16 protein-coding genes are annotated in these 20,550 nt (G+C 43.1%); 8 read left to right on the plus strand and 8 right to left on the minus strand.

Features of this window, described 5'->3' with window-relative positions:
* Window positions 1-29 precede the first annotated feature (29 nt).
* Window positions 30-1,058, minus strand: coding sequence for an amino acid ABC transporter substrate-binding protein (locus tag AB6D07_RS08250; RefSeq protein ID WP_004733634.1), 1,029 nt, complete (start codon window positions 1,056-1,058; stop codon window positions 30-32).
* Window positions 1,059-1,538: 480 nt separating this feature from the next.
* On the opposite strand from AB6D07_RS08250, the gene AB6D07_RS08255 reads away from it, so the two are divergent.
* Complete coding sequence (locus tag AB6D07_RS08255; RefSeq protein ID WP_017103471.1) at window positions 1,539-2,480, plus strand: bifunctional precorrin-2 dehydrogenase/sirohydrochlorin ferrochelatase; 942 nt, start codon at window positions 1,539-1,541, stop codon at window positions 2,478-2,480.
* Window positions 2,481-2,644: 164 nt separating this feature from the next.
* Here the strand turns inward: AB6D07_RS08255 and AB6D07_RS08260 are convergent, their stop codons facing one another.
* Together AB6D07_RS08260 and AB6D07_RS08265 are read right to left on the minus strand one after the other, a co-directional pair.
* Window positions 2,645-3,127, minus strand: coding sequence for a YajQ family cyclic di-GMP-binding protein (locus AB6D07_RS08260; RefSeq protein WP_017103472.1), 483 nt, complete (start codon window positions 3,125-3,127; stop codon window positions 2,645-2,647).
* A gap of 12 nt (window positions 3,128-3,139) precedes the next feature.
* A complete protein-coding gene (locus tag AB6D07_RS08265) occupies window positions 3,140-4,198 on the minus strand; it encodes a 3-deoxy-7-phosphoheptulonate synthase (RefSeq protein ID WP_009846643.1) in 1,059 nt (352 codons plus the stop codon).
* Window positions 4,199-4,405: 207 nt separating this feature from the next.
* Here AB6D07_RS08265 and AB6D07_RS08270 point away from each other — a divergent pair, with 207 nt between their 5' ends.
* Both AB6D07_RS08270 and AB6D07_RS08275 read left to right on the plus strand, forming a co-directional pair.
* Entirely contained in the window at window positions 4,406-5,293 is an 888-nt protein-coding gene (locus AB6D07_RS08270; RefSeq protein ID WP_017103473.1) for a putative PEP-binding protein, read from the plus strand.
* 176 nt (window positions 5,294-5,469) lie between these two features.
* Window positions 5,470-5,952 carry a PaaI family thioesterase gene (locus tag AB6D07_RS08275; protein ID WP_009846645.1) on the plus strand — a complete coding sequence of 161 codons (483 nt, stop codon included), beginning with the start codon at window positions 5,470-5,472 and terminating at the stop codon, window positions 5,950-5,952.
* 122 nt (window positions 5,953-6,074) lie between these two features.
* On the opposite strand, the gene AB6D07_RS08280 is transcribed toward AB6D07_RS08275, so the two are convergent.
* Complete coding sequence (locus tag AB6D07_RS08280) at window positions 6,075-7,430, minus strand: hypothetical protein (RefSeq protein WP_012603874.1); 1,356 nt, start codon at window positions 7,428-7,430, stop codon at window positions 6,075-6,077.
* 28 nt (window positions 7,431-7,458) lie between these two features.
* Here AB6D07_RS08280 and AB6D07_RS08285 point away from each other — a divergent pair, with 28 nt between their 5' ends.
* Window positions 7,459-8,367 (plus strand): S1 RNA-binding domain-containing protein, encoded by a 909-nt coding sequence (locus tag AB6D07_RS08285; protein WP_009846647.1) that lies wholly within the window; start codon window positions 7,459-7,461, stop codon window positions 8,365-8,367.
* Window positions 8,368-8,714: 347 nt separating this feature from the next.
* On the opposite strand, the gene rsmF is transcribed toward AB6D07_RS08285, so the two are convergent.
* From rsmF to AB6D07_RS08305, 4 genes are all read right to left on the minus strand, one after another.
* Window positions 8,715-10,136, minus strand: coding sequence for a 16S rRNA (cytosine(1407)-C(5))-methyltransferase RsmF (rsmF, locus tag AB6D07_RS08290; protein WP_017104315.1), 1,422 nt, complete (start codon window positions 10,134-10,136; stop codon window positions 8,715-8,717).
* 170 nt (window positions 10,137-10,306) lie between these two features.
* Window positions 10,307-12,964: an MlaD family protein gene (locus AB6D07_RS08295; protein ID WP_012603877.1), complete on the minus strand. Its 2,658-nt coding sequence runs from the start codon at window positions 12,962-12,964 to the stop codon at window positions 10,307-10,309.
* Window positions 12,951-14,252: a paraquat-inducible protein A gene (locus tag AB6D07_RS08300; RefSeq protein ID WP_017104316.1), complete on the minus strand. Its 1,302-nt coding sequence runs from the start codon at window positions 14,250-14,252 to the stop codon at window positions 12,951-12,953. Before AB6D07_RS08300 ends, AB6D07_RS08295 begins: the two co-directional genes overlap by 14 nt.
* 78 nt (window positions 14,253-14,330) lie before the next feature.
* Entirely contained in the window at window positions 14,331-16,127 is a 1,797-nt protein-coding gene (locus AB6D07_RS08305; protein ID WP_017104317.1) for an ABC transporter ATP-binding protein, read from the minus strand.
* Window positions 16,128-16,216: 89 nt separating this feature from the next.
* On the opposite strand from AB6D07_RS08305, the gene AB6D07_RS08310 reads away from it, so the two are divergent.
* The 4 genes from AB6D07_RS08310 to AB6D07_RS08325 all read left to right on the plus strand — a co-directional run bounded on the left by AB6D07_RS08310 (window position 16,217) and on the right by AB6D07_RS08325 (window position 20,400).
* Window positions 16,217-16,708, plus strand: a complete 492-nt coding sequence (locus tag AB6D07_RS08310) for a GAF domain-containing protein (protein ID WP_009846653.1) — start codon at window positions 16,217-16,219, stop codon at window positions 16,706-16,708.
* A 97-nt stretch (window positions 16,709-16,805) separates the two neighbouring features.
* On the plus strand, window positions 16,806-17,429 hold the full coding sequence (gene proQ / locus AB6D07_RS08315) for an RNA chaperone ProQ (RefSeq protein WP_009846654.1): 624 nt from the start codon (window positions 16,806-16,808) through the stop codon (window positions 17,427-17,429).
* A gap of 17 nt (window positions 17,430-17,446) precedes the next feature.
* A complete protein-coding gene (prc, locus tag AB6D07_RS08320) occupies window positions 17,447-19,441 on the plus strand; it encodes a carboxy terminal-processing peptidase (protein WP_017104318.1) in 1,995 nt (664 codons plus the stop codon).
* 275 nt (window positions 19,442-19,716) lie between these two features.
* Entirely contained in the window at window positions 19,717-20,400 is a 684-nt protein-coding gene (locus AB6D07_RS08325) for a hypothetical protein (RefSeq protein WP_012603881.1), read from the plus strand.
* The last annotated feature ends 150 nt before the right edge of the window (window positions 20,401-20,550 follow it).

The raw sequence follows: 20,550 nt of genomic DNA on the forward strand, positions 1-20,550 counted from the left end.
GTCCGCCCTAATTGATGCTTGTAAATTTATTAACGGATTGGTGGAGCGTACATAAAGCCGCCCGCATTCCATAGTGCGTTTACGCCACGAGAGATCTGTAGTGGTGAACCTGTACCCACAGTACGTTCGAAGCTCTCACCGTAGTTACCAACTTGTTTAATGACTTGGTAACCCCAATCGTCACGAATGCCAAGGCCTTTACCTTTAGGACCGTCAACACCAAGAATACGCTTGATGTTTGGATCTTTTGACTTAAGCATTTCGTCAGCATTCTTAGAAGAGATGCCGTACTCTTCTGCGTTAATCATTGCAGAAAGGGTCCATTTAGCAACGTTGAACCACTTGTCATCATCTTGACGAACAACAGGGCCTAGTGGCTCTTTAGAGATGATTTCAGGAAGTACCTGTGCAGATTTAGGATCAGCTAGATTTAGGCGAAGAGCATATAGACCAGATTGGTCAGTTGTAAGAACATCACAACGACCCGCGTCGAAACCTTTTGATGTTTGTGCTGCCGTATCAAATACCACTGGCTTGTAAGACATGCCACTGTTACGGAAGTAATCGGCTAGGTTAAGTTCAGTCGTTGTACCTGATTGAACACACACTGAAGCGCCATCTAGTTCTTGAGCGCTTGTTAGTCCAAGTTCTTTCTTAACCATGAAGCCTTGACCATCGTAGTAGTTAACGCCTACGAAGTTCAAACCTAGAGCAGTGTCACGATGTAGCGTCCATGTTGTGTTACGAGATAGTACGTCTATTTCACCAGATTGAAGCGCGGTAAAACGCTCTTTTGCTGTTAGCGGTACATACTTAACTTTAGTCTTGTCACCGAGTACAGCCGCTGCAAGAGCTTGACAATACTCAACATCAATTCCTTCCCATTCACCTTTTGAGTTAGGGTTAGAGAACCCTGGAAGACCTGTACTTACACCACAAGTTAGAAAACCTTGAGATGTGACTTTGTCCAGAGTGCTTTCTGCCGCTGATGCTGATGTCGCCATCATCGCAGTTGATGCAGCTACTACTGAAGCAAGAAGTGTTAGTTTATTTGTCATTTGTATCCTTCCTTGTTAACCAGGTGACACCTGATACTCATACTCGTTTGAGTGTCTCTTGTGTGTTGCGTTGTCTATGACCTTGTTGCTCAAATTAAGCGAGTTGCATTTTGCAAATGAAACCGTGTGCGATTTAAACAACTGTTTATAAGGTTAGGAAAGGATCCGTAGTTTCACAAATGTATAATTTAAAAAGAATTTTGAATGAAATCACAAATCCGAACACAATTAGAATGACCAAATGTTAACTGAATGTAAATAGTGCAACGGTTCACACTGTTGGTGCAACGAGATTTAGGTTTTTATATTGATGGTGGGCTAGGTAAATATTCTGAATTAAAGTCGTATTGGTGGCGCATTAGCCTTAAGAAAGTTGAAAATTTGGTCAATAAATATTTTTATTACGCTCGGATAGTTATGAATATGCTCCAAATTTGGTAGCATGTCTGAATAGTTATTGAAGTAGTCTCAAGGAAGAACATGCGTTATTTCCCAATGTTTTTGGATGTAGAGAATAAGCCAATTCTAGTGGTTGGTGGGGGCGAGGTTGCTTGCCGAAAAGTCGACAGTTTGCTGCGAGCGGGTGCTAATGTAACTTTGGTTTCTCCTAAGGTCGCACCTTACTTAAAAGAGCTAGCCGATGAAGACAAACTTCGTTGGGTTCAAAATTTTTACTCGTCACAGCTTATCTCGAAAAACTACTTACAAGTGTGGGCAACCACAGACAACCCAAACCTAAATCATCAAGTACATAATGATGCAAAAAAAATGGGTATTCTTGTCAATGTGGTCGATGACTTACCCTATTGTGATTTCATCACACCCTCAATGATAAATCGCGGACGAATCCAAATAGCGATCTCAAGTGGGGGTGCATCACCTGTTTTGGTGAGAAATATTAGAGAAAAACTCGAAACTGTATTGCCACAGAACATAGGTTTGATAGCGGACTTCGGTGCATCAAAACGCAATTCAATTAAAGAGTCCTTTCCTACTGTTGATGAACGCCGAAAATTCTGGGAGCGCTTTTTGTCGTCCAGTTTTATTAATCAAGTGACGGATAGGGATCAACTTGAATCGTACTATCAACAGTCGTTGACTGAGCAAGTTGATAGTGAAGGGCAGGTCACTTGGATCGAATTTGAAGAAGATGTTGAGCTACTTTCTATGAAGGCTTTACGTCTGATGCAAGAGGCAGAGCTAGTACTTTCACCAATCGATTGTCCATTCGAATTTATAGACTTATGCCGTCGAGATGCAGAAAGAGAGAGCTATGTTAATAGCGGAGAGCTATCAACCAAGCTTGAGCAGGCAAGAGCAGAGAAATTGCGAGTGTGTGTATTTATTCCACCAGCAAGCGTAGAGTTCAATCTGCTGGTCGGCAAAGACCTAAAATTGTCTGCAGCCAAAGTACTCAAGTAAGGCTCGATCTATCTAGCTCGGTTCAAATGCCCTCGCGGTATGCGAATAAAGCTGACCGATAAATAAAAAGCCACTTCCTAAAAGAAGTGGCTTTTTGCGATTTTAAACACGACATTGTGCTGATGAATGAGCAACCACAATACGCAGTCGCTCAAACTCGCAAATTAGTCGCGGAAGTTGTCAAACTGGAAAGGTTGACCAAGTTCACCGTTGCGAACTAGAGCCATAACAGCTTGTAGGTCATCACGCTTTTTACCCGTTACACGAACTTTGTCGCCTTGGATAGAAGCTTGAACTTTAACTTTGTTGTCTTTGATTAGCTTAACGATCTTCTTAGCGACATCAGTTTCAATGCCTTGCTTAAAGATAACCGTTTGGTGCCAAGTGCGACCTGTTTGGTCTGCTGCTTTCGCTTCCATCGCGTTAGGATCAACATTACGTTTTGTTAGGTTGCTACGAAGGATATCGCGCATTTGCTTCAGTTGAAAATCGTCTTGAGCAGTCAATTTTACTGATTCATCTTTGTAATCAAAGCTAGCTTCAACGCCACGAAAATCGAAACGAGTCGATAGTTCACGGTTTGCGTTGTCTACCGCGTTACGCAGTTCTACTGCATCTACTTCAGAGATAATGTCAAATGATGGCATTGTGTTGTTTCCTTAAGCTAAGTTTCTATCTTTAATTGCTGTTGCAAGCATATCGAGCATTGTCGCAGTATCTTCCCAGCTTAGACATGGGTCAGTAATAGACTTGCCGTATTCTAGGTTGTTGATATCTGTCATTGGCTGGTTACCTTCAACAATGAAGCTTTCCGCCATGATGCCTGCAATTTGATTCTTGTTAGATTTGATTTGTTCACAAATGTCTTGCGCTACTTCTAGCTGCTTACGGTGCTGTTTTTGACAGTTAGCGTGGCTAAAGTCTACAACTAAACGTTGAGGCAGATCGAATTCAGCCAACTGCTTACATGCGTTATCCACAGATTCAGCATCGAAGTTAGGGCCTTTATCGCCACCACGTAGAATTACGTGACCGTATGGGTTACCAGAAGTACGGTAAACCGTCATGCGACCGTTCTTATCTGGAGAGTAGAAGTAGTGTGAAGCATGCGCAGCACGAATCGCATCAATGGCAATTTTGATGTTGCCGTTAGTTGCGTTTTTGAAGCCAACTGGGCAAGACAGTGCAGAAGCCATTTCACGGTGAATCTGAGATTCAGTCGTGCGAGCGCCAATTGCGCCCCAAGTGATAAGGTCTGCAATGTACTGACCGGTGATCATATCAAGGAATTCAGTCGCGGTAGCTAGGCCAAGCTTGTTGATATCTAGCAATAGCTTACGTGCTTTATTCAAGCCTGTTTCAAGTGCGTATGAACCATCGAGATTAGGATCGGTAATTAAACCTTTCCAACCTACAACCGTACGAGGTTTCTCGAAGTAGGTTCTCATGACAACGAATAGTTCATCTTTGTATTGATCTTGAATCTGGCTTAGACGTTCAGCGTAATCAAGTGCCGCATCTGTATCGTGAACAGAGCAAGGACCAACGATAACTAATAGGCGATTATCACGACCCGTTAGGATATCTTCGATTTGGCGGCGAGAATTCTTAATGCGCTCAGCAACGTCGTCAGTAATAGGGTGTGCATTGCCTAGTTCGGCAGGAGTTGGCATAGGACCCAGAGCTTGGGTTCTCAACTCATCAGTTTTTAATGGCATGTGATAGCTTTTTTATTCTATTGCGAAGTGGTTAAGATAACGGAATTGAACAGAGGAATAAACTCTCTTAAGTCAAAGTTATCTCTGTTATTGCTAATATTCTCATTTTTATCAGCAGGCCAACGTCAAATGGGGGATTTTCACTTGTATTAACAGGCAGCTATCGGTATTTTCGTTTGAACACAACATAAAAATGCTGGAGCAGCAATGACTCAAGAAAATCAAAGCACTTTGCACCCAGAACTTGTCTTAGGTGATGTGCTGCCTTCTTACAACGATAATAATAATTCCAACCATTTATACGTTTCATTATCTGAATTGGTCATGGATCGTGTCTTCTATCATCCAAGTATTGAAAGTCATTTAGAAACACTGACTGATATCGAAAAAACCTCTTTAGATGCGATCCTTGGCGATAAAACAGTCGATGAGCATTTTGTTTCGACCTTGGTTATTGCCATTCAAGCAGCCGTTCAGCCAAACCACGCCACTGTTCGTATTGCGTTAAGTAGTGCTGATAGCTATGGCTTCCGTTCGCTACTTGGTGGTAGCTGTGAAGCCGAAGAGATAAACCCGGCACTAGGTGTTCGTGGGGTTGCGCGTTATGCGACAGCCGAGTACAGCAAGGCTTTCGCTTTAGAGTGTCAGGTTATTAAAGTGCTGCGAGAGCAGGGTATTAACGTTGAAGTGGTTGTACCGTATGTACGGGCATTAAGCGATGCCGCTAAGATTATTGATTTGCTTGCAGAGCAAGGCTTACCACGCGGGCTTAATGGCTTGAAAGTTCTGTTCTCGTGCGATGTGCCGTCTGCTGTGCTACTAAGCGAAAGGTTACTTCATTACTTCGATGGTGTTGTGGTGAACGTTGATAGCTTAGCGTCTTTCACTTTAGGTGTAGACAAGCACAATGAAGCTCAGCAACACGCTTTTGATCCTCAAAACGAGGCGGTTATTACCTTATTGAGTATGATTGTTAAAGCAACGCTGAACGCAAAGAAGCCCGTCCTGCTTGTGACTCAAGGCTTGGTGGACTACCCGCGCTTACAAGGGTTCATTGCGGATCTCGAAGGTGTAGAAACAGTCATCACTGCATAAACCAGCTTATTGTTTAGATAAATCAACTTGCTGTTTGAGTTTATCTAAGTCACTAAAGCTTAGAGAAAAATGGAGATATCATTATGCGATGATATCTCTTTTTTGTAACATTTTTTTGACATGTACATCGCTAATCGATTAACTGGTCTGATGACTTATTTGACTAGGTAATCCGAATGCTGACCCCTCTACAAAAAGCAAATTTCTACTTGAGCATGTTTGGCTTTTTCAAAGTACCTCTGATCTGGCTATGTCGACCAAAACTGCTCGCGCTGGATAATCAACATGTTGAAGTGAAAATTCCTCTCAAAAGGCGAACTAAGAACCACCTCAATAGTATGTATTTTGGTGTGTTAGCTGTGGGAGCTGACGTAGCAGGTGGTTTCCTTGCTATGAGTAAATCTCAGCAGCAGGGCGAAAAGATTTCTTTGGCATTTAAAGAGGTGACAGGTAATTTCTTGAAGCGTCCAGAAGGTGACGTACACTTCACTTGTAACGATGGTGAGCTGATCAACACTATGTTGGCAGAAACCATGTCTACTGGCGAGCGTGTGAATCAACCAGTGACCATCATAGCGACCTGCCCGTCTTTGCATGGCGACGAACCAATGGCGGAATTCACGCTAACACTTTCGATTAAGAAAGTCCCAGCTAGATAATAGCTCCGAAGTATAAGGTTGGGCTGAATCTGAAGATCATAGTTCGACAGAAGTCGTTGAACAAGTGGAAGTGCGGTATGTGAATTGAATACCCACATACCGTACCGCACGCCCTAACAATGTTATGATTCTTGAGTGATTTGCTCGATATCAACGATTTTTGAACGGTTCATGACTATTTTCCAGCGGTAATAAGTAGGCTCATCATCGTGATTGTTCTCTTTGATGATCAGGTTGAGCAGGTGGCGTTTTTCTACTGATTCTCGGCTTACTTGCCCTTCATTCATGCGATATACGTTATTCGAACCCTTGTCCATTAAGCGTGTCAGTGCTCTGAGGCTGATCGATACCGTTTCACGAGTCTCTTCGTAACCACTCATGAATGTCGATGTCGACATTTCTGTATGCGAACGATAGTGCAAAATTTGCTCTTCACGTTGAACAACACGCTTCTTGCGTATTGATTGAATACGGTCTGCTAACTTAGAAAAATTCGCGTAGTCCAACCATTCAAGCTTATGGCCGACAGATTTATTGGTTGTTGGATCAAAGTAGCGACGCTTCCACTTGGGTTTGCCTTTACGCAGCCAACGCCACAGTATGTCTCTTAAATCATCTTTGAAGATTTCACGCAAAGCGTAAATGAATGACATCGATACGATGAAAGATGCAGTAATCTCTCCTAGAAAGTCGCGAGCTAATATAACGGTTGTGGTAACTACCACCATGACCAAGCCTGTGGCGATGCCTTTAACAGCTCTCTTCACGTTCTTACCCATTGATGTCGTCTTTTCTTTGAGGACGATAGGGTGTTCGATCAAACGTCGCAACAGTCGCATCTTGTTGCTCAAACGTGTTACGTCTTCTCGTACCTTCGCTGAGTTATAGCGATTAAGTTTTCGATGGGCGGTCTCTTTTTCACAAAGCGTCAAGAGTCGCTCTTTTATCGTCGAGTATTCACTGCCACGTGGCATATGTGATACCAAAGATAAGAACTTTTGCTCCGTGTACCAAGAAAGGTAATTATCAATATTGGCATAATAGCGCTTTAGGTTTTCTTCATAAGGAATACTACGACGAAGCTTCTTGAGGATATCCAAAGCCAGTTCGATGACTTCATCGACGTCATCAGCCGTTACGTCGTCACTATCTGTCTTGTTCAAGCTGCTCACGGCTTTATCTAAAGCAATCACGTATTGATAGGCGAACAAACTCAAACTCACACGATACTGTGTCGTCGATAAGCGTCCGCGTTTTGCCAAGCGGCTGTGTACCAATGGTAATAGTGTCTTATCACTGTAGTAAGCGCGCTTTTGAGTAATTGAACTGTAGAAGAAGGCACTTTCAGAAAGTACTTCCGGAGTCAGTCCGAGTTCACCGGGAATGAATAGATAAACATCCATATCGAGTTTTTTGGTCTTCGCCATCGCATGGTTAATTTTAAGTGTTATCGCATCTTGTTTATCAACGGTGATCAACGATGTCTCCTAGAATATAAAAATATGAATGAAACTAGCGAAAGCATATCAGAGATCACGTATAATCACCGCCAAATTTAAAGTAGAGACAATCTTGATGATTAATATTGGTCAAATAAACAACCTAGAAGTAGTAAAACAAGCAGACTTCGGTGTATTCCTTGACGCGAGCGACTATGGAACGGTGTTGCTGCCGAAACGATTTACTCCTGAAGGTGTTGAAATTGGTCAAAAGCTAGATGTTTTCTTATACATTGATTCTGACAACCAGATCGCTGCCACAACTGAAAAACCAATCGCTCAAGTAGGGCAGTTTGGTTTGATGACGGTTGAAGGTGTAAACAGCACCGGTGCATTCATGAGCTGGGGTGTGAAAGGCAAAGATCTTCTGGTTCCTTTCAGCGAGCAGCGTGGCCGTTTAAACGAAGGCCAGTCAATCTTAGTATATGTGTATATCGATAAAGCATCGAGCCGTATCGTTGGTACAACGAAGTTCAACAAATGGTTAGACAACACGCCTGCGACTTATAAGCAAAATGAGCAAGTCGATCTCATTATCGCTGAGCGCAGCCAACTTGGTTACAAAGCGATCGTGAACGGTGAACACTGGGGTATGATTTTCCCATCAGACATCATCGGTAAGCTGTTTATTGGTAAGACACTAAAAGGCTACATTAAAAACGTTCGTGAAGAAGACGGTAAGATCGATTTGTCTCTTCAGAAAATTGGTGTCGCTAAGATGGATGACCTAAGCACTAAGGTTCTGGATCTTCTTGAGAAGAAGGGCGGTTACCTGCCTTTGAATGATAAGTCTTCTCCTGAAGCTATTTTCTCTGCATTCAGAACAAGTAAAGGTACGTTCAAGAAGACAATTGGTGGTTTGTACAAATCTGGCAAGATCACTATCGACAAAGAAGGTATCAGCTTAGTTAAATAAGCGATCCTTTCGGTCAAAAAAAAGCCCAAACCTTCCTGTTTGGGCTTAGGGGAAAGGGCTCCGAAGAGCCTACGCTAATCGTTTCAATCTTTTGACTATTAGGTTGAAGTCTAGTTTAGATTCCCTAAAGTGCGATTTTTCTTATTTGAAATAGTGACTTGAATTGATGTTTGTATAATTAGTCGTTGATTTACAAGCGCTCGCACATTGAGTTACATGACTGGTAGAATACAAAAAGCCCAAACAATTAACATTGTTTGGGCTTTTTGTTTGTGCGATTCTTTAAGCCGTTAAGCCGTTAAGCCGTTAAGCCGTTAAGCCGTTAAGCCGTTAAGCCCGAAAGCTATTTAGAATAGGTTCTTATCACGCACGAGTTCGCGTGGTAAACCGTTCTTCACTCGGTTGCCAACCCACTTACCAAGGCCGATGATTGCACCATTGTACTTCACTAGTACTTCACCTTTGCCTGACAAGCCTTCAGGGCGAACATCGCGTCCCATGAACCATTCACGAGCATCTTCAATGCTAAGGTCTACAATGTTGGCTTCATTGCCTGTTGCGAGCGTTGTCGCGACTTGGTGCTGCCAGCGGTAACCTTTTTTATGGGTTTCAGCGATCTTGATGCCCATGCGAGAGAAACGGAACTCACCGATCATAGGTTCTAGCGCTTCCGGGAATAGCCAAACGTCTTTGTCACGAATCCAAACTTGAGTATCACTTGGTAGTTCGATATCGAGTGTGCCCAGCAGATGTTCAGCGACTTCTTGTTGAGCTTTCTTTGACGCTTTTTCAAATGGGAATTTGCCCAGACGTTTTTTCACTTCTGGTGGTGTCACAGACGCTAGTTTACGGATGCGTGCAACGAAGAAACCTTCTGAATCATACACTTGTGGGAAAATGTGTAGAAAGCCTTCTTCTGTCGTGGTTGCTTTAGCATTGTCGAATAGTGATTCAAGAGATTCGAACACTACCGCATCACCAAAGGTCTCTTTTAGATGGTGACACACTTGTTGGTTCTCTTCCGTGCTTAACGTACAGGTTGAGTAAACCAGCACGCCGTTAGGTTTGAGAGCATGAAAAGCACTTTCGATCAGATCTTTTTGAGTGTCAGCAATATCGACTACAGATTGATACGTCCAGTTCTTCATCGCATCAGCGTCTTTGCGAATCGTACCTTCACCAGAGCAGGGCGCGTCTAGCAACACAGCATCAAACTGTTCTGGTAACCAACCACCGAAAACTCGACCATCAAAGTTACTTAGAGCGGCATTACGAACACCACAACGTTCGATGTTAGCGTGAAGGACTTTCACACGGCTTGCTGCGTATTCATTGGCAACCAATACGCCGTGATTATTCATTAGCGCCGCGATTTGCGTTGTTTTAGAACCGGGTGCAGCCGCAGTGTCTAATACGGCTTGGTAGTCAGCCCCACCTTGGAAAAGTGCTGACGGTGGCATCATAGAACTGGCTTCTTGGATATAGAAAAGGCCAGACATGTGTTCTGCCGTATTACCTAGTGGCGCTTCACTTTCATCAGCTGTAATCCAAAACCCCGTTTCGCACCAAGGTACAGGTTCCAGTTCCCAGCCTTTCTCTTTTGCTCGTACTAAGAAGTCCTCAACACTGATTTTCAATGTGTTGACTCGAATACTTTTACGAAGTGGTTTTTGGCATGACGCGACAAAAGAAGCCATATCTAGATGACTAGGCATGATTGATTCGATGTGCGTTAGGAATTCTTCAGGAATATATACGTTAGCGTGCAAAAGAGTGTCTCGATTTATTGCATTAATGCGGGGGAGTTTAAAGCAAAATGAGGCCGTCCTAAACCATATTTATAGCAAACAACAAAAATGCAGCCGAATGGCTGCATTTTGATGATGAATTATTCTTTGTTAAGCGGTATTAATTTGCATGGAGCTTCTGAGGGTTCACTCTATGGGCGAGGAATTGCGGTTCTCCATGATTTCCACTCATCTTCGGCTTTAGGATAGAGATAGAAAGACTGATCTTCGTTTGCCACTGGCTGAAGTTCATTGGTCGGTGGCGTTGAGAATGTAATACCACCTCTTAACAAGCTGTCTACCGTTCCAGCTTTGATGTTTGCGCCAGAGAGACCGATAGAGACATCGACACCAGATACGTTCCAAAACACGGTGTTTGCGCGGATCAGATACGCGTAGTCAGGTTCGATTTGAATCGTAGAGATGATTCGGTCAGCAAACTCGCCTAGTTGAACATCGATTACACTACCGATTTCTAGTTCTCGGAATAGGATCGGTGTGCCCTCTGATACCGAGCCTCGCGTTTCGCTTTGTAGCTGGAATATCTTGCCTTCAGGCTGCACTGGCCCCTTGCTCAGCTTAAATTTCGTATTTATGTCACCATTGCCCGGGTCTACGTTGATGTGCTTAGAGAGCAGTGCAGAGACGTTTTTGATGCCATTGAGGCCGATTTCAGGTTCTGCTAACCAGAAGTGACTCTTCGCAACGGCAATCTTGTCTACGTACTCAGGTAAAATACGCGCAGTAATTTCAATACCGCCTTTATTGAAGTTAGGAATCACCAAGGTAACCTCACCGACGGTGACGCCTTGATATTTGATCGCCATGCCTTTGCTGACTTCTTGATCGCCTGAAGAGGTAATCGTAATCGCACGACCAAATTTTCGCGCGGATTTCGAATCTTTATAAAGTTTCCACACATCACCGAGTTTGTTGTCTATTCCCGGAAGAGAGTCAAAAGCAATACCGCCTTGAATAAGCGTTTTAACGGGTGCTGCTTTAATACTGATACCCGATAGCGACGCATCGATCTCAACGCCTGAGCGGTTCCAGAAAACAGTATGTTCATTGAGTAAGTGTGTGTAACGATTTTCGATCGTGACTTTGATTCTCACGCCACCATCGACAAGCTGAAAATCAGAAATGCTACCCACTTGTAGGTTGCGGTAGAGTAGTGGGCTTCCTTTAGAAATTGAAGGTAGCTCGCTCGCAAACAACGAAAGCGTCTTTGAGCCAGACTGATTAAACTTGGCGATTTCTGCTAACGATTTGCTTTGGAAAAGCTGATAGTCAGTTCGTGCTTTCGACTGACCTTCGCTAACAAAGCTAATTGAGCCAGTAAGAAGTTGTTTTGCTGGTGGGACCGTAACACTCAAGCCTGATTCGGTTAGCTCTGCAGTCGCACTGCCTGTCACAAAGAAACGGTTATGGCTTTTGATTAGGTGAGCATATTCGTTATCGACAAGCGCATCCATAAACACTTCGTGCTTATCAGAGCCAGTTCCCACACCATCGACTAAACCCACTTGGATGATAGAGCCAACAGCAATGCCTTTGTAGAGTAACTGTGTACCGACATCTAACCCGAATGAATTGTTCGATGTTAAGCGAATCGCAACGGATTTTTCTTGTTCCTGACTGAACTCATTTTTGCGAATCGCAGTAAATCGACGCGCTTTTTCACCCTCACCTGGAACCAAGGTTAGAAAATTCCCCGTGACTAAGTTGGCAATATTTTTCATTCCAGTAAGTGATAGTTCAGCTTCCTCTAAAACGAATTGACTGCCGCTATTTAAAAAGTCACTGAATGCCGGTTGGATTGCAGCCGATGCAACGACGTTTTCACGCCCTTCGCTTAAAGATAGGTCAGTGATTTGACCGATTTCGATGCCTCGATACATGATCGGAGCGCCCGTTGCACTGATCTTGTTGTCGTCGGGTACGGCTATCTTGATCGAGATACCACGACCGGCTGTTTTCAAATCTGGGTAAAGTTTGAATTTGGTGTTCATCTCTACGGGTTGACCTTCTCCCGGAGAGTCGACCGCAATTGAACCGCCAAGCAGAGCACTGAGGCTTTCTAAGCGTACGTCGACACCAGAAAATCCGATACTGGCACCTAAGCCACTGACATTCCAAAAACGGCTTTGGTCGGTAATGATGTGGCTGTATTCATCTTTAATCGCCGCTTGAATCGTCACTGATTTTGCGTTGTCGTTTAGCTGGTAGTTGTAAACCTCACCAATTGGAATTTTACGATAAACGATTTGAGAGCCAACAGACACCCCTCCCAGGTCTTTGGTCGTCAATGAAATATTCAGGCCTTCCGAAGCCAATAAGTCAGAAGGGGATGATTCTAAGGCCTGGAAAACGGTTTCTGGTTCTTGCTTGGTTTCGCTAGGATGGATAGCAATATAGTTACCTGAAACAAGCGCATCTAACCCTGAGATACCAGATAAACTTGCTGTTGGTTTTACGAGCCAGAAACGCGTGCCTTTTGAGAGTAGCTTTTTCGCTTCTGGGTAGATGTCAGCATCGACATAGATGCTCGATAAATCTTTGGACAAGGTAATGTCGCGCACCATACCTACCTCTAAGCCTTGGTAGCGAATTGTCGTTCGACCTGCGACTAAACCTGCGGCATCTGAGAAATATATCTGCACACGTTGTCCTGCATCGTGTATCGATTTCATGACCAACCAACCCGCTAGTGCGACGGTTAGTATCGGCAGGATCCACAAAGGGGAAATACCTTTGTTTTTCCTGACTTCTGGTGAATATGACGTTTGTGATTGGTTATCGTTGTTCATTCACTGACTCATCTTTAGAGGTGTAGTTATCCCAAATTAGCCTAGGATCTAAGCTTTCCGCCGCTAGCATCGTGAGAACAACCACGACGCCAAAAGCGACTGCACCATAACCTGGTGTAAAGTTTAAAATTTGTCCACGGTCGACCAAGGTCATCATGATCGAAATAACGAACAGATCCATTACCGACCACTTTCCCACCCATTTCACAATGAAATAGATGGTCATACGTTGTCTATGGTAAACCGCACGCTTCATTTTGATACAAATTAAGATATACGTTAGACCAAGTATTTTCGCGACAGGCACGACGATACTGGCAATAAAAATGATTGCTGCGATGCCATACATGTCGCTATTAATTAGCGAAGCGACACCGGAGATGATGGTGTCTTCTAGTCTTTGCCCGTTTGTTATCACGATAGAAATTGGAATGACGTTGGCCGGCACGATAGCCACTGAGGCGGCAAAAAGTAGAGCCCATGTCTTTTGTACAGAGTAGGGTTTGCGATGATATAAGTCATGGTGACAACGCACGCAAGTGTGCCCATCAGGCTGAGACAGGTGACAGTTATGACAGTGTACGTTCTTACTTTTATCAAAAGAGTAGTGAGACTCTTGAGCCCAAGCTTCCCAGTAGCGACGCACACTGATTCGGCTTACCAGTAACACACTGAAAAGCTGCAGTAGAATCAGACCAACTAAACTAGGGCCGACGAAAATATCTGAGTAATCTTGTAATTTGAAGCACGAGATTGCCACGCTCACCAGAAATACATCCAACATCATCCAGTGCTTAAGTGTCTGAATGATAGCTAATGCATAACGAAATGGTGTGAAAATCTTAAAGCGCAAGGATAAATGGGTGATGAGTACCGAGGTACAAACAAGTAACGGGGCGATCGAACTGCAGAATAAGATCAACAAGCCAAGTAGAGGGAAGCCTTCACCCATTAAAGTAAATACGCCAGATGGTAACGTCGCAGGTATCATGACACCAATCAGGCGAATACTGATGAATTCAAAAAAGTGTGAGGGGATAAACAGCAATAAGCAGGTAATAGCGATTGCAAGGTTTCCAGACAGGCTAGGGGTGCCGCCTCTATAAAGCTGAGTACCGCATCTTGGGCAGTAAGCGGATTTCCCCAAAGGGATTTCCATTTTATCAACGGGAAGTTCGCAGCCCTGACACAGACGAACAGAGCTACTATCGCACTGGTGCTGAGTCGATAACTGCTGCTTAGTTGATAAAGAGTTGGTTACGGATGGGGAGGTCACGCGACCTCCCAAGATGAAACACTAATCAGACTTTTAACCTGATTTAAATGCCTAGAACAACACTGATTTAAATCTATAGAACAATAAACATCAGGCGTGCGATTGCACACTGCCATAGAGTGTTTGATATAATCCTTGTTGTTCAACCAATTCACCATGTGTTCCTGTCTGTGTAACTTGCCCATCTTCTAAAACATAGATTAGATCGGCCTGTTTCACCGCTGATAATCGATGAGCCACTATCAAAGTTGTGCGATCTTTCAAAAACTCGCTCAGCGCTTTATGCAGTGCTGACTCTGTTGCTGTATCGAGTGCTGATGTCGCTTCATCTAGAATAACAAACTTAGGATTGCTCAGCACCATTCGGGCTATCGCTAAGCGTTGTCGTTGCCCGCCAGACAGTCGAACGCCATTCCTACCAATTTGTGTATCTAAGCCATTACTCAGTTGCTTGATGACATCTTGCATTTGAGAGACTTCAAGTGCACGCCACAACGACATTTCATCGTATTCAGCACCAAGCGTCAGATTATGCCTTAATGTAGCGTTAAAAAGTATAGGTTGTTGTAAAACAACGGCAATTTGACTGCGTATTACATCGAAGCTGATGTCGTCGGTGGTTTCGCCGTTATAACGAATGCATCCAGAATCCGCTTGATAAACACCAATCAGTAACTGGATTAACGTAGATTTACCACCACCACTCGCACCCACCAAAGCGACTTTCTTACCTGCTGGAATGTGCAGCGACAGCCTATTTAAAACAGTGTTTTCTAATGTGTAAGAGAATGTAACGTCTTCAATGTCGACTGTCACTTCTTGATCTTCATTAAATGGGTTCACTTTACTGATAGGGCGCTTCTCTTCTTCTAACTGAAGAAGGTCGTTGATGCGCTGAAGTGCTGCTTTTGCGCTATACCAAGAGAATTGAATCCCTAACAGCTCTTGTACCGGGCCTAACATAAACCACAAGTAACCAAATACCGCGAAAATCTGACCAATCGTTAAGTCACTGAATAACACCATTAGCATCGCGACGGCACGGAAAAGCTCGAAACCTAATAAGAACAGCAGAAACGAAACACGGCCAGCAGCTTCTGATTGCCAAGCGTATTTGTCTGCATCGACTCTCACTTGGTTTGCTTGAACCTTAAGTTCATCGAGAAAGATACGTTCCTTGTTTGCCGCACGCAGTTGGTAAATACCGTCTAAGGTTTCCACTAAACGGTTTTGAAAGCGCTCGAAAGATTGGTTCTCATACTTTTTAAGGTGTTTAACTCTGCTACCTAGTTTACGGGAGAAATAAATCACAACAGGATTGACCAGTAAAATGAACAGTCCTAAACGCCACTCTAACCATAGCAACACGATAGCGGTACCGAAAACGGTTAAGAAGCTAATTATGAACTTAGATAGAGTCGAACCAATGAACTTATCTATTGTCTCTATGTCTGTTATCAGGTGAGCATTAATACCGCCACTGCCTTTGGTCTCGTATTGTCTAATACTAATGCGGCCAAGCTTATCTATCATCTTACTGCGCATTTGATAGGTAATTGTTTTAGAGACAAGCGTGAATTGACGCCCTTGTAGAATGTTCAACGCTTGGCTAACAGTACGCATGATTATGACTAACAGCAAAGTCAGTGCAATATAGCCAGTTGGTGTCTGCAACGATGTCGGAAGTAGATGGTTCATCATCTCTAAGCCAGAAGCCGGCTTATCAAGTAATACTTCATCAACCATTAATGGCATGAGCAACGGGATAGGGACACTAATGAGAGTTGCAAGTATGGCAATAATGTTAGCAAACAGTAATTTGGACTTGTGTTTTTTTACTTGAGTTATTAACCAAGAACGGCTAATAGTGTCTTCTGAATTGGTCATTGTAATGAGAATAAGTCCTATTTAGTTTGATGGCCGCATTTTACTGCGTTCTCTTGATAATGGAAGTCTCAATTTAATTGGAAGTTAATATGAAAATAGAACATTACCAACGCTTAACCAAACAAGCCGTTGCATTAATTGAATCAGAACCCGATCTAACTGCTAATCTAGCTAATATCAGCTCATTATTATTCATGGAGTTGGATGAATTAAATTGGGCAGGCTTCTATTTAATGAAGCAGGACCAATCTAAGGAAAAAGACGAACTTGTGCTTGGCCCATTCCAAGGTCAACCAGCTTGTGTTCGAATTCCGGTAGGGCGTGGTGTGTGTGGAACTGCGGTCGCGACGAATACAGTTCAGCGTATTCATGATGTTCATGAATTCGAAGGACACATCGCTTGTGACGCTGCAAGTAACTCAGAAATCGTTATACCATTTTCGATTGACGGGAAAATTGCGGGCGTTCTTGATATCGATAGCCCAAATGTTGGCCGTTTTTCTCAAATTGACGAGGACGGATTAACATTTTTCATGGCAGAAGTGGAAAAGCTGCTTAATTCGCACGCGAACAAGGCATAAATTATTCTCTTACTGTGGTTTTTCCCAAGCATCTCTCTATAATACGTAAAAATATTTTCTTAATGCTCGCGGAAAACCGCAAAAACCAGGAACCCACATGGAAAACACTGAAAAGTTAAAAAACAGCAAAGAAGTTATCGCATATGTTGCTGAATGTTTCCCTAAATGCTTTACTCTAGAAGGTGAAGCGAAACCACTTAAAATTGGTATTTTTCAAGATCTTGCTGAACGTCTCAATGAAGACGAAAAAGTAAGTAAGACTCAGCTTCGTGCAGCGTTAAGACAGTACACATCATCATGGCGTTACCTGCACGGCGTAAAAGCTGGCGCAGAACGTGTTGACCTAGACGGCAACGTATGTGGCACACTAGAAGAAGAGCACGTTGAGCACGCTAAAGCGACACTTGCAGAAAGCAAAGCGAAAGTTCAGGCTCGTCGTAAAGAACAAGCACAGAAAGCTCGTGACGAAGGCAAAGCGAAAGCTAAAGCGAAGAAAGCTCAACAGCCTCGTCGTCAAGCGCCTAAAGCACCGAAAGTAGAAAAGCCTGTAGAAACACGCGCTTTGAACGCCGATGAATTTATCACTGGTAAAGAAGTAAATGTGAACATGGGTACGGGAAACATGGCTGCGACCATTGTTGAAATCAATAAGGAAGATGTGCGTGTTCAGTTAGCAAACGGCCTACAAATGGTTGTTAAAGCGGAGCACTTGCGCGCTTAAAGGAGATACTCCTACGCATGAAATGCCGTTCAAAATTGACACTGATTGCTGCTAGCTTTTTGCTAGCAGCTTCAGCTCAGGCTCTTGAAGCCAAATTAAATCAGGACGATTTACCTCTACTCGCTCCTGAGGTTCAACACGAAACTGCTAGTAAACGTGTTACTTCTCGATTTACTCGTTCCCACTATAAACACTTCAATCTCAACGATGATTTCTCCCAAGCTATCTTTAATCGTTATTTAGAGATGTTGGATTATAACCGTAATATCTTCACTCAAGCTGATATTGACTCTTTCGCTACTTCATCTAAACAAATTGATGACCAACTGAAAGCCGGTAATAACCAAATTGCATTCGATGTTTATAATTTGTCCATGCAGAAGCGTTTTGAACGTTTCCAATATGCGCTGTCTTTACTAGATACTGAGATTAAGTTTGATACTGATGAAAGTATTGAGCTCAATCGTAGCGAAGCGGAATGGCCAAAAGATATCGCTGAGGTGAATGAGCTTTGGAGGAAGCGTGTTAAATACGACGCGTTGAATCTAAAACTTACAGGTAAAGAGTGGCCAGAGATTCAAGAAGTTTTGGAAAAGCGTTACAACAATGCGATGAAGCGTATTACGCAATCGCACAACGAAGATGCTTTCCAGATCTACATGAACGCATTCGCGCGAGAAGTTGATCCTCATACCAGTTACCTTTCTCCAAGAAATGCAGAGCAATTCCAGTCTGAGATGAATCTATCTCTAGAAGGCATTGGTGCTGTACTTCAAATGACAGACGACTACACCGTTATCCGATCTCTCGTTGCTGGTGGCCCTGCGTCAAACAGCAAGCAATTGAGTGATGGTGACCGTATTGTTGGTGTTGGTCAAGATGGCGAAGATATTGTTGATGTTATCGGCTGGCGTTTAGACGATGTAGTGCAATTAATTAAAGGACCGAAAGGGACTAAAGTTAAGCTACAGATCTTGCCAGATGGTAAAGATGCGAAAAGTCACGTTGTCACAATTGTACGCGATAAGATTCGCTTAGAAGACCGCGCTGTTAAATCAGAAGTTATCGAGAAAGATGGCAAGAAGATTGGCGTACTAGAAGTACCAAGCTTCTATGTTGGCCTTTCTAAAGATACTGATAAACTGATCACCGAACTTAAAGAGCAAGGTGTCGAAGGTATCATTGTTGATCTGCGAAACAACGGTGGTGGTGCACTAACGGAAGCAACCGAACTCTCTGGTTTGTTTATCAAAGAGGGGCCCGTTGTTCAAGTTCGTGATAGCTACGGTCGTGTAAAAGTGAACAGTGATACTGATGGCGAAATTAGTTACCAAGGTCCATTAACGGTATTGGTGAATCGCTACAGTGCTTCAGCATCTGAAATCTTTGCAGCAGCGATGCAAGATTATGGTCGTGCAATCATCCTTGGTGAAAACTCTTTCGGTAAAGGAACGGTGCAACAACACCGCTCTTTGAATCATATTTATGATTTGTTCGATAAAGAGTTAGGCTACGTTCAATACACCATCCAGAAATTCTACCGAATCAATGGCGGAAGTACGCAAAACAAAGGTGTAGTGCCTGATATTGCTTACCCAACGGCAATTGATCCAGCAGATACTGGTGAAAGTGTTGAAGATAATGCTCTGCCTTGGGATAGCATAGATAAAGCTAACTATTCAGTGTTACAGCGTAACTATGAGCAGGTTGCTGCTTTAACCGCTCAACACCAAGCTCGTATTGCGACAGACATGGAGTTTGGCTTTATCGCGCAAGATATTGAAAAATATAAGGCTGATAAAGATGATAACGACCTTTCTTTGAACGAAAAAGTACGTCAACAAGAGAGTGATGATGGGGATGAGCTTCGTCTAGAGCGTATCAATCAACGTCAAAAAGCCGCTAAGCTAGAGGCATTTAAAACGTTGGATGATATCCCTAAAGACTACGAAGCCCCGGATGCTTATCTTGATGAATCTGTTGCTATCATGCTGGATATGATCAAGAAATAGAGCAAATACCTGTTAAAAGGTGATTGTTTAAAGATGCACAATTTAAAAAGCGAGCCTAGGCTCGCTTTTTTTGTGTCTATGATTTGACAGGAATACCTGATTGTAACCGTTGAGACTGTCGCAAAGAACACTCAATGTTCAGGGTTATTTAGCTCTGTTTTGTGTCGAATAATGACATTTAAGTTACTTTGCACTTAAAATTTAGTGACTTGGATCAAGTTTTTTCGCTTTCTATTCATTACGTGCCTAAGCTTAAAGAAAACGAGGGGGCGCGTATGAAATGGATTCTACTATTTTTATCTTGTTTAAGTTTTGTTGCTTTTGGGAGTGAGGTCGCTTCAAGCGAGCAGCAATCAAAAAGTGACAGCAATCTATCTCATTTTGACCTTCCTTTACTGCTTGGTGATTGGTATTTGATGAACCCAGATCCTGAACAAGGTACTGAAAATTTTAGAGCGATAAAGCTAACCCTTGATTCAAATTATTCATTCTCCATTGATATTCAAAAGAAAGACTACAGTGTCGACCATTGGGAAGGCTTGTATAACGCCAATGAAGATACCATTATTTTGGGTTTAAACACCTCTGAACCTCAAGTTTACGCCTATAGCAGTAACCATAATATGTTGAACCTCAACGGTGTTATGTTCACCAAGGCTTTACCAAATGCATTGGCGGGAATATGGTCAAGCGCCGAATTGTCCGGAAGCGACTTGCGCGCGAGTAATATTCAAAAAATGGATTTAGTGCTTCAACCTGACTTTGTATTTATGTTCAGAGTGTCCGATGAAGTGGGGAGTGAAGTTGTTCGTCGAGGGGTGTATTACACAGAAGGCGATCAATTGGTGCTTCTGTATGAAAATGGCGAGCATGGTACTCGTTACACATTAAACAGCGACGTCTTGACGCTTCAAGGTGAAGAAGGCGACATGTTTGCAGTACTCAATCGTATTCGTTAATGATGAGTTGGATGCGCAAAGTCAGGCTTGTTGATAATATGGATCATAGTTCATTTATTAGCCGTTCCTTCCTAATTTGGTTGATAAAATAGCAAAACATGGAGGCGTTTTACTACAATGCCTCCTTTTTTCAATATTCCCCTTGTGTTC

Origin of the sequence: Vibrio sp. 10N.239.312.C11 (assembly GCF_041466065.1) — a bacterium.
In the GTDB taxonomy this organism is placed as follows: domain Bacteria; phylum Pseudomonadota; class Gammaproteobacteria; order Enterobacterales; family Vibrionaceae; genus Vibrio; species Vibrio tasmaniensis_A.

Coding starts and splice junctions, on each gene's coding strand:
- AB6D07_RS08250 (WP_004733634.1), bottom strand. CDS start 1,058: ATGACAAATAAACTAACACTTCTTGCTTCAGTAGTAGCTGCATCAACT.
- AB6D07_RS08255 (WP_017103471.1), top strand. CDS start 1,539: ATGCGTTATTTCCCAATGTTTTTGGATGTAGAGAATAAGCCAATTCTA.
- AB6D07_RS08260 (WP_017103472.1), bottom strand. CDS start 3,127: ATGCCATCATTTGACATTATCTCTGAAGTAGATGCAGTAGAACTGCGT.
- AB6D07_RS08265 (WP_009846643.1), bottom strand. CDS start 4,198: ATGCCATTAAAAACTGATGAGTTGAGAACCCAAGCTCTGGGTCCTATG.
- AB6D07_RS08270 (WP_017103473.1), top strand. CDS start 4,406: ATGACTCAAGAAAATCAAAGCACTTTGCACCCAGAACTTGTCTTAGGT.
- AB6D07_RS08275 (WP_009846645.1), top strand. CDS start 5,470: ATGCTGACCCCTCTACAAAAAGCAAATTTCTACTTGAGCATGTTTGGC.
- AB6D07_RS08285 (WP_009846647.1), top strand. CDS start 7,459: ATGAAACTAGCGAAAGCATATCAGAGATCACGTATAATCACCGCCAAA.
- AB6D07_RS08295 (WP_012603877.1), bottom strand. CDS start 12,964: ATGAACAACGATAACCAATCACAAACGTCATATTCACCAGAAGTCAGG.
- AB6D07_RS08305 (WP_017104317.1), bottom strand. CDS start 16,127: ATGACCAATTCAGAAGACACTATTAGCCGTTCTTGGTTAATAACTCAA.
- AB6D07_RS08310 (WP_009846653.1), top strand. CDS start 16,217: ATGAAAATAGAACATTACCAACGCTTAACCAAACAAGCCGTTGCATTA.
- proQ (WP_009846654.1), top strand. CDS start 16,806: ATGGAAAACACTGAAAAGTTAAAAAACAGCAAAGAAGTTATCGCATAT.
- prc (WP_017104318.1), top strand. CDS start 17,447: ATGAAATGCCGTTCAAAATTGACACTGATTGCTGCTAGCTTTTTGCTA.
- AB6D07_RS08325 (WP_012603881.1), top strand. CDS start 19,717: ATGAAATGGATTCTACTATTTTTATCTTGTTTAAGTTTTGTTGCTTTT.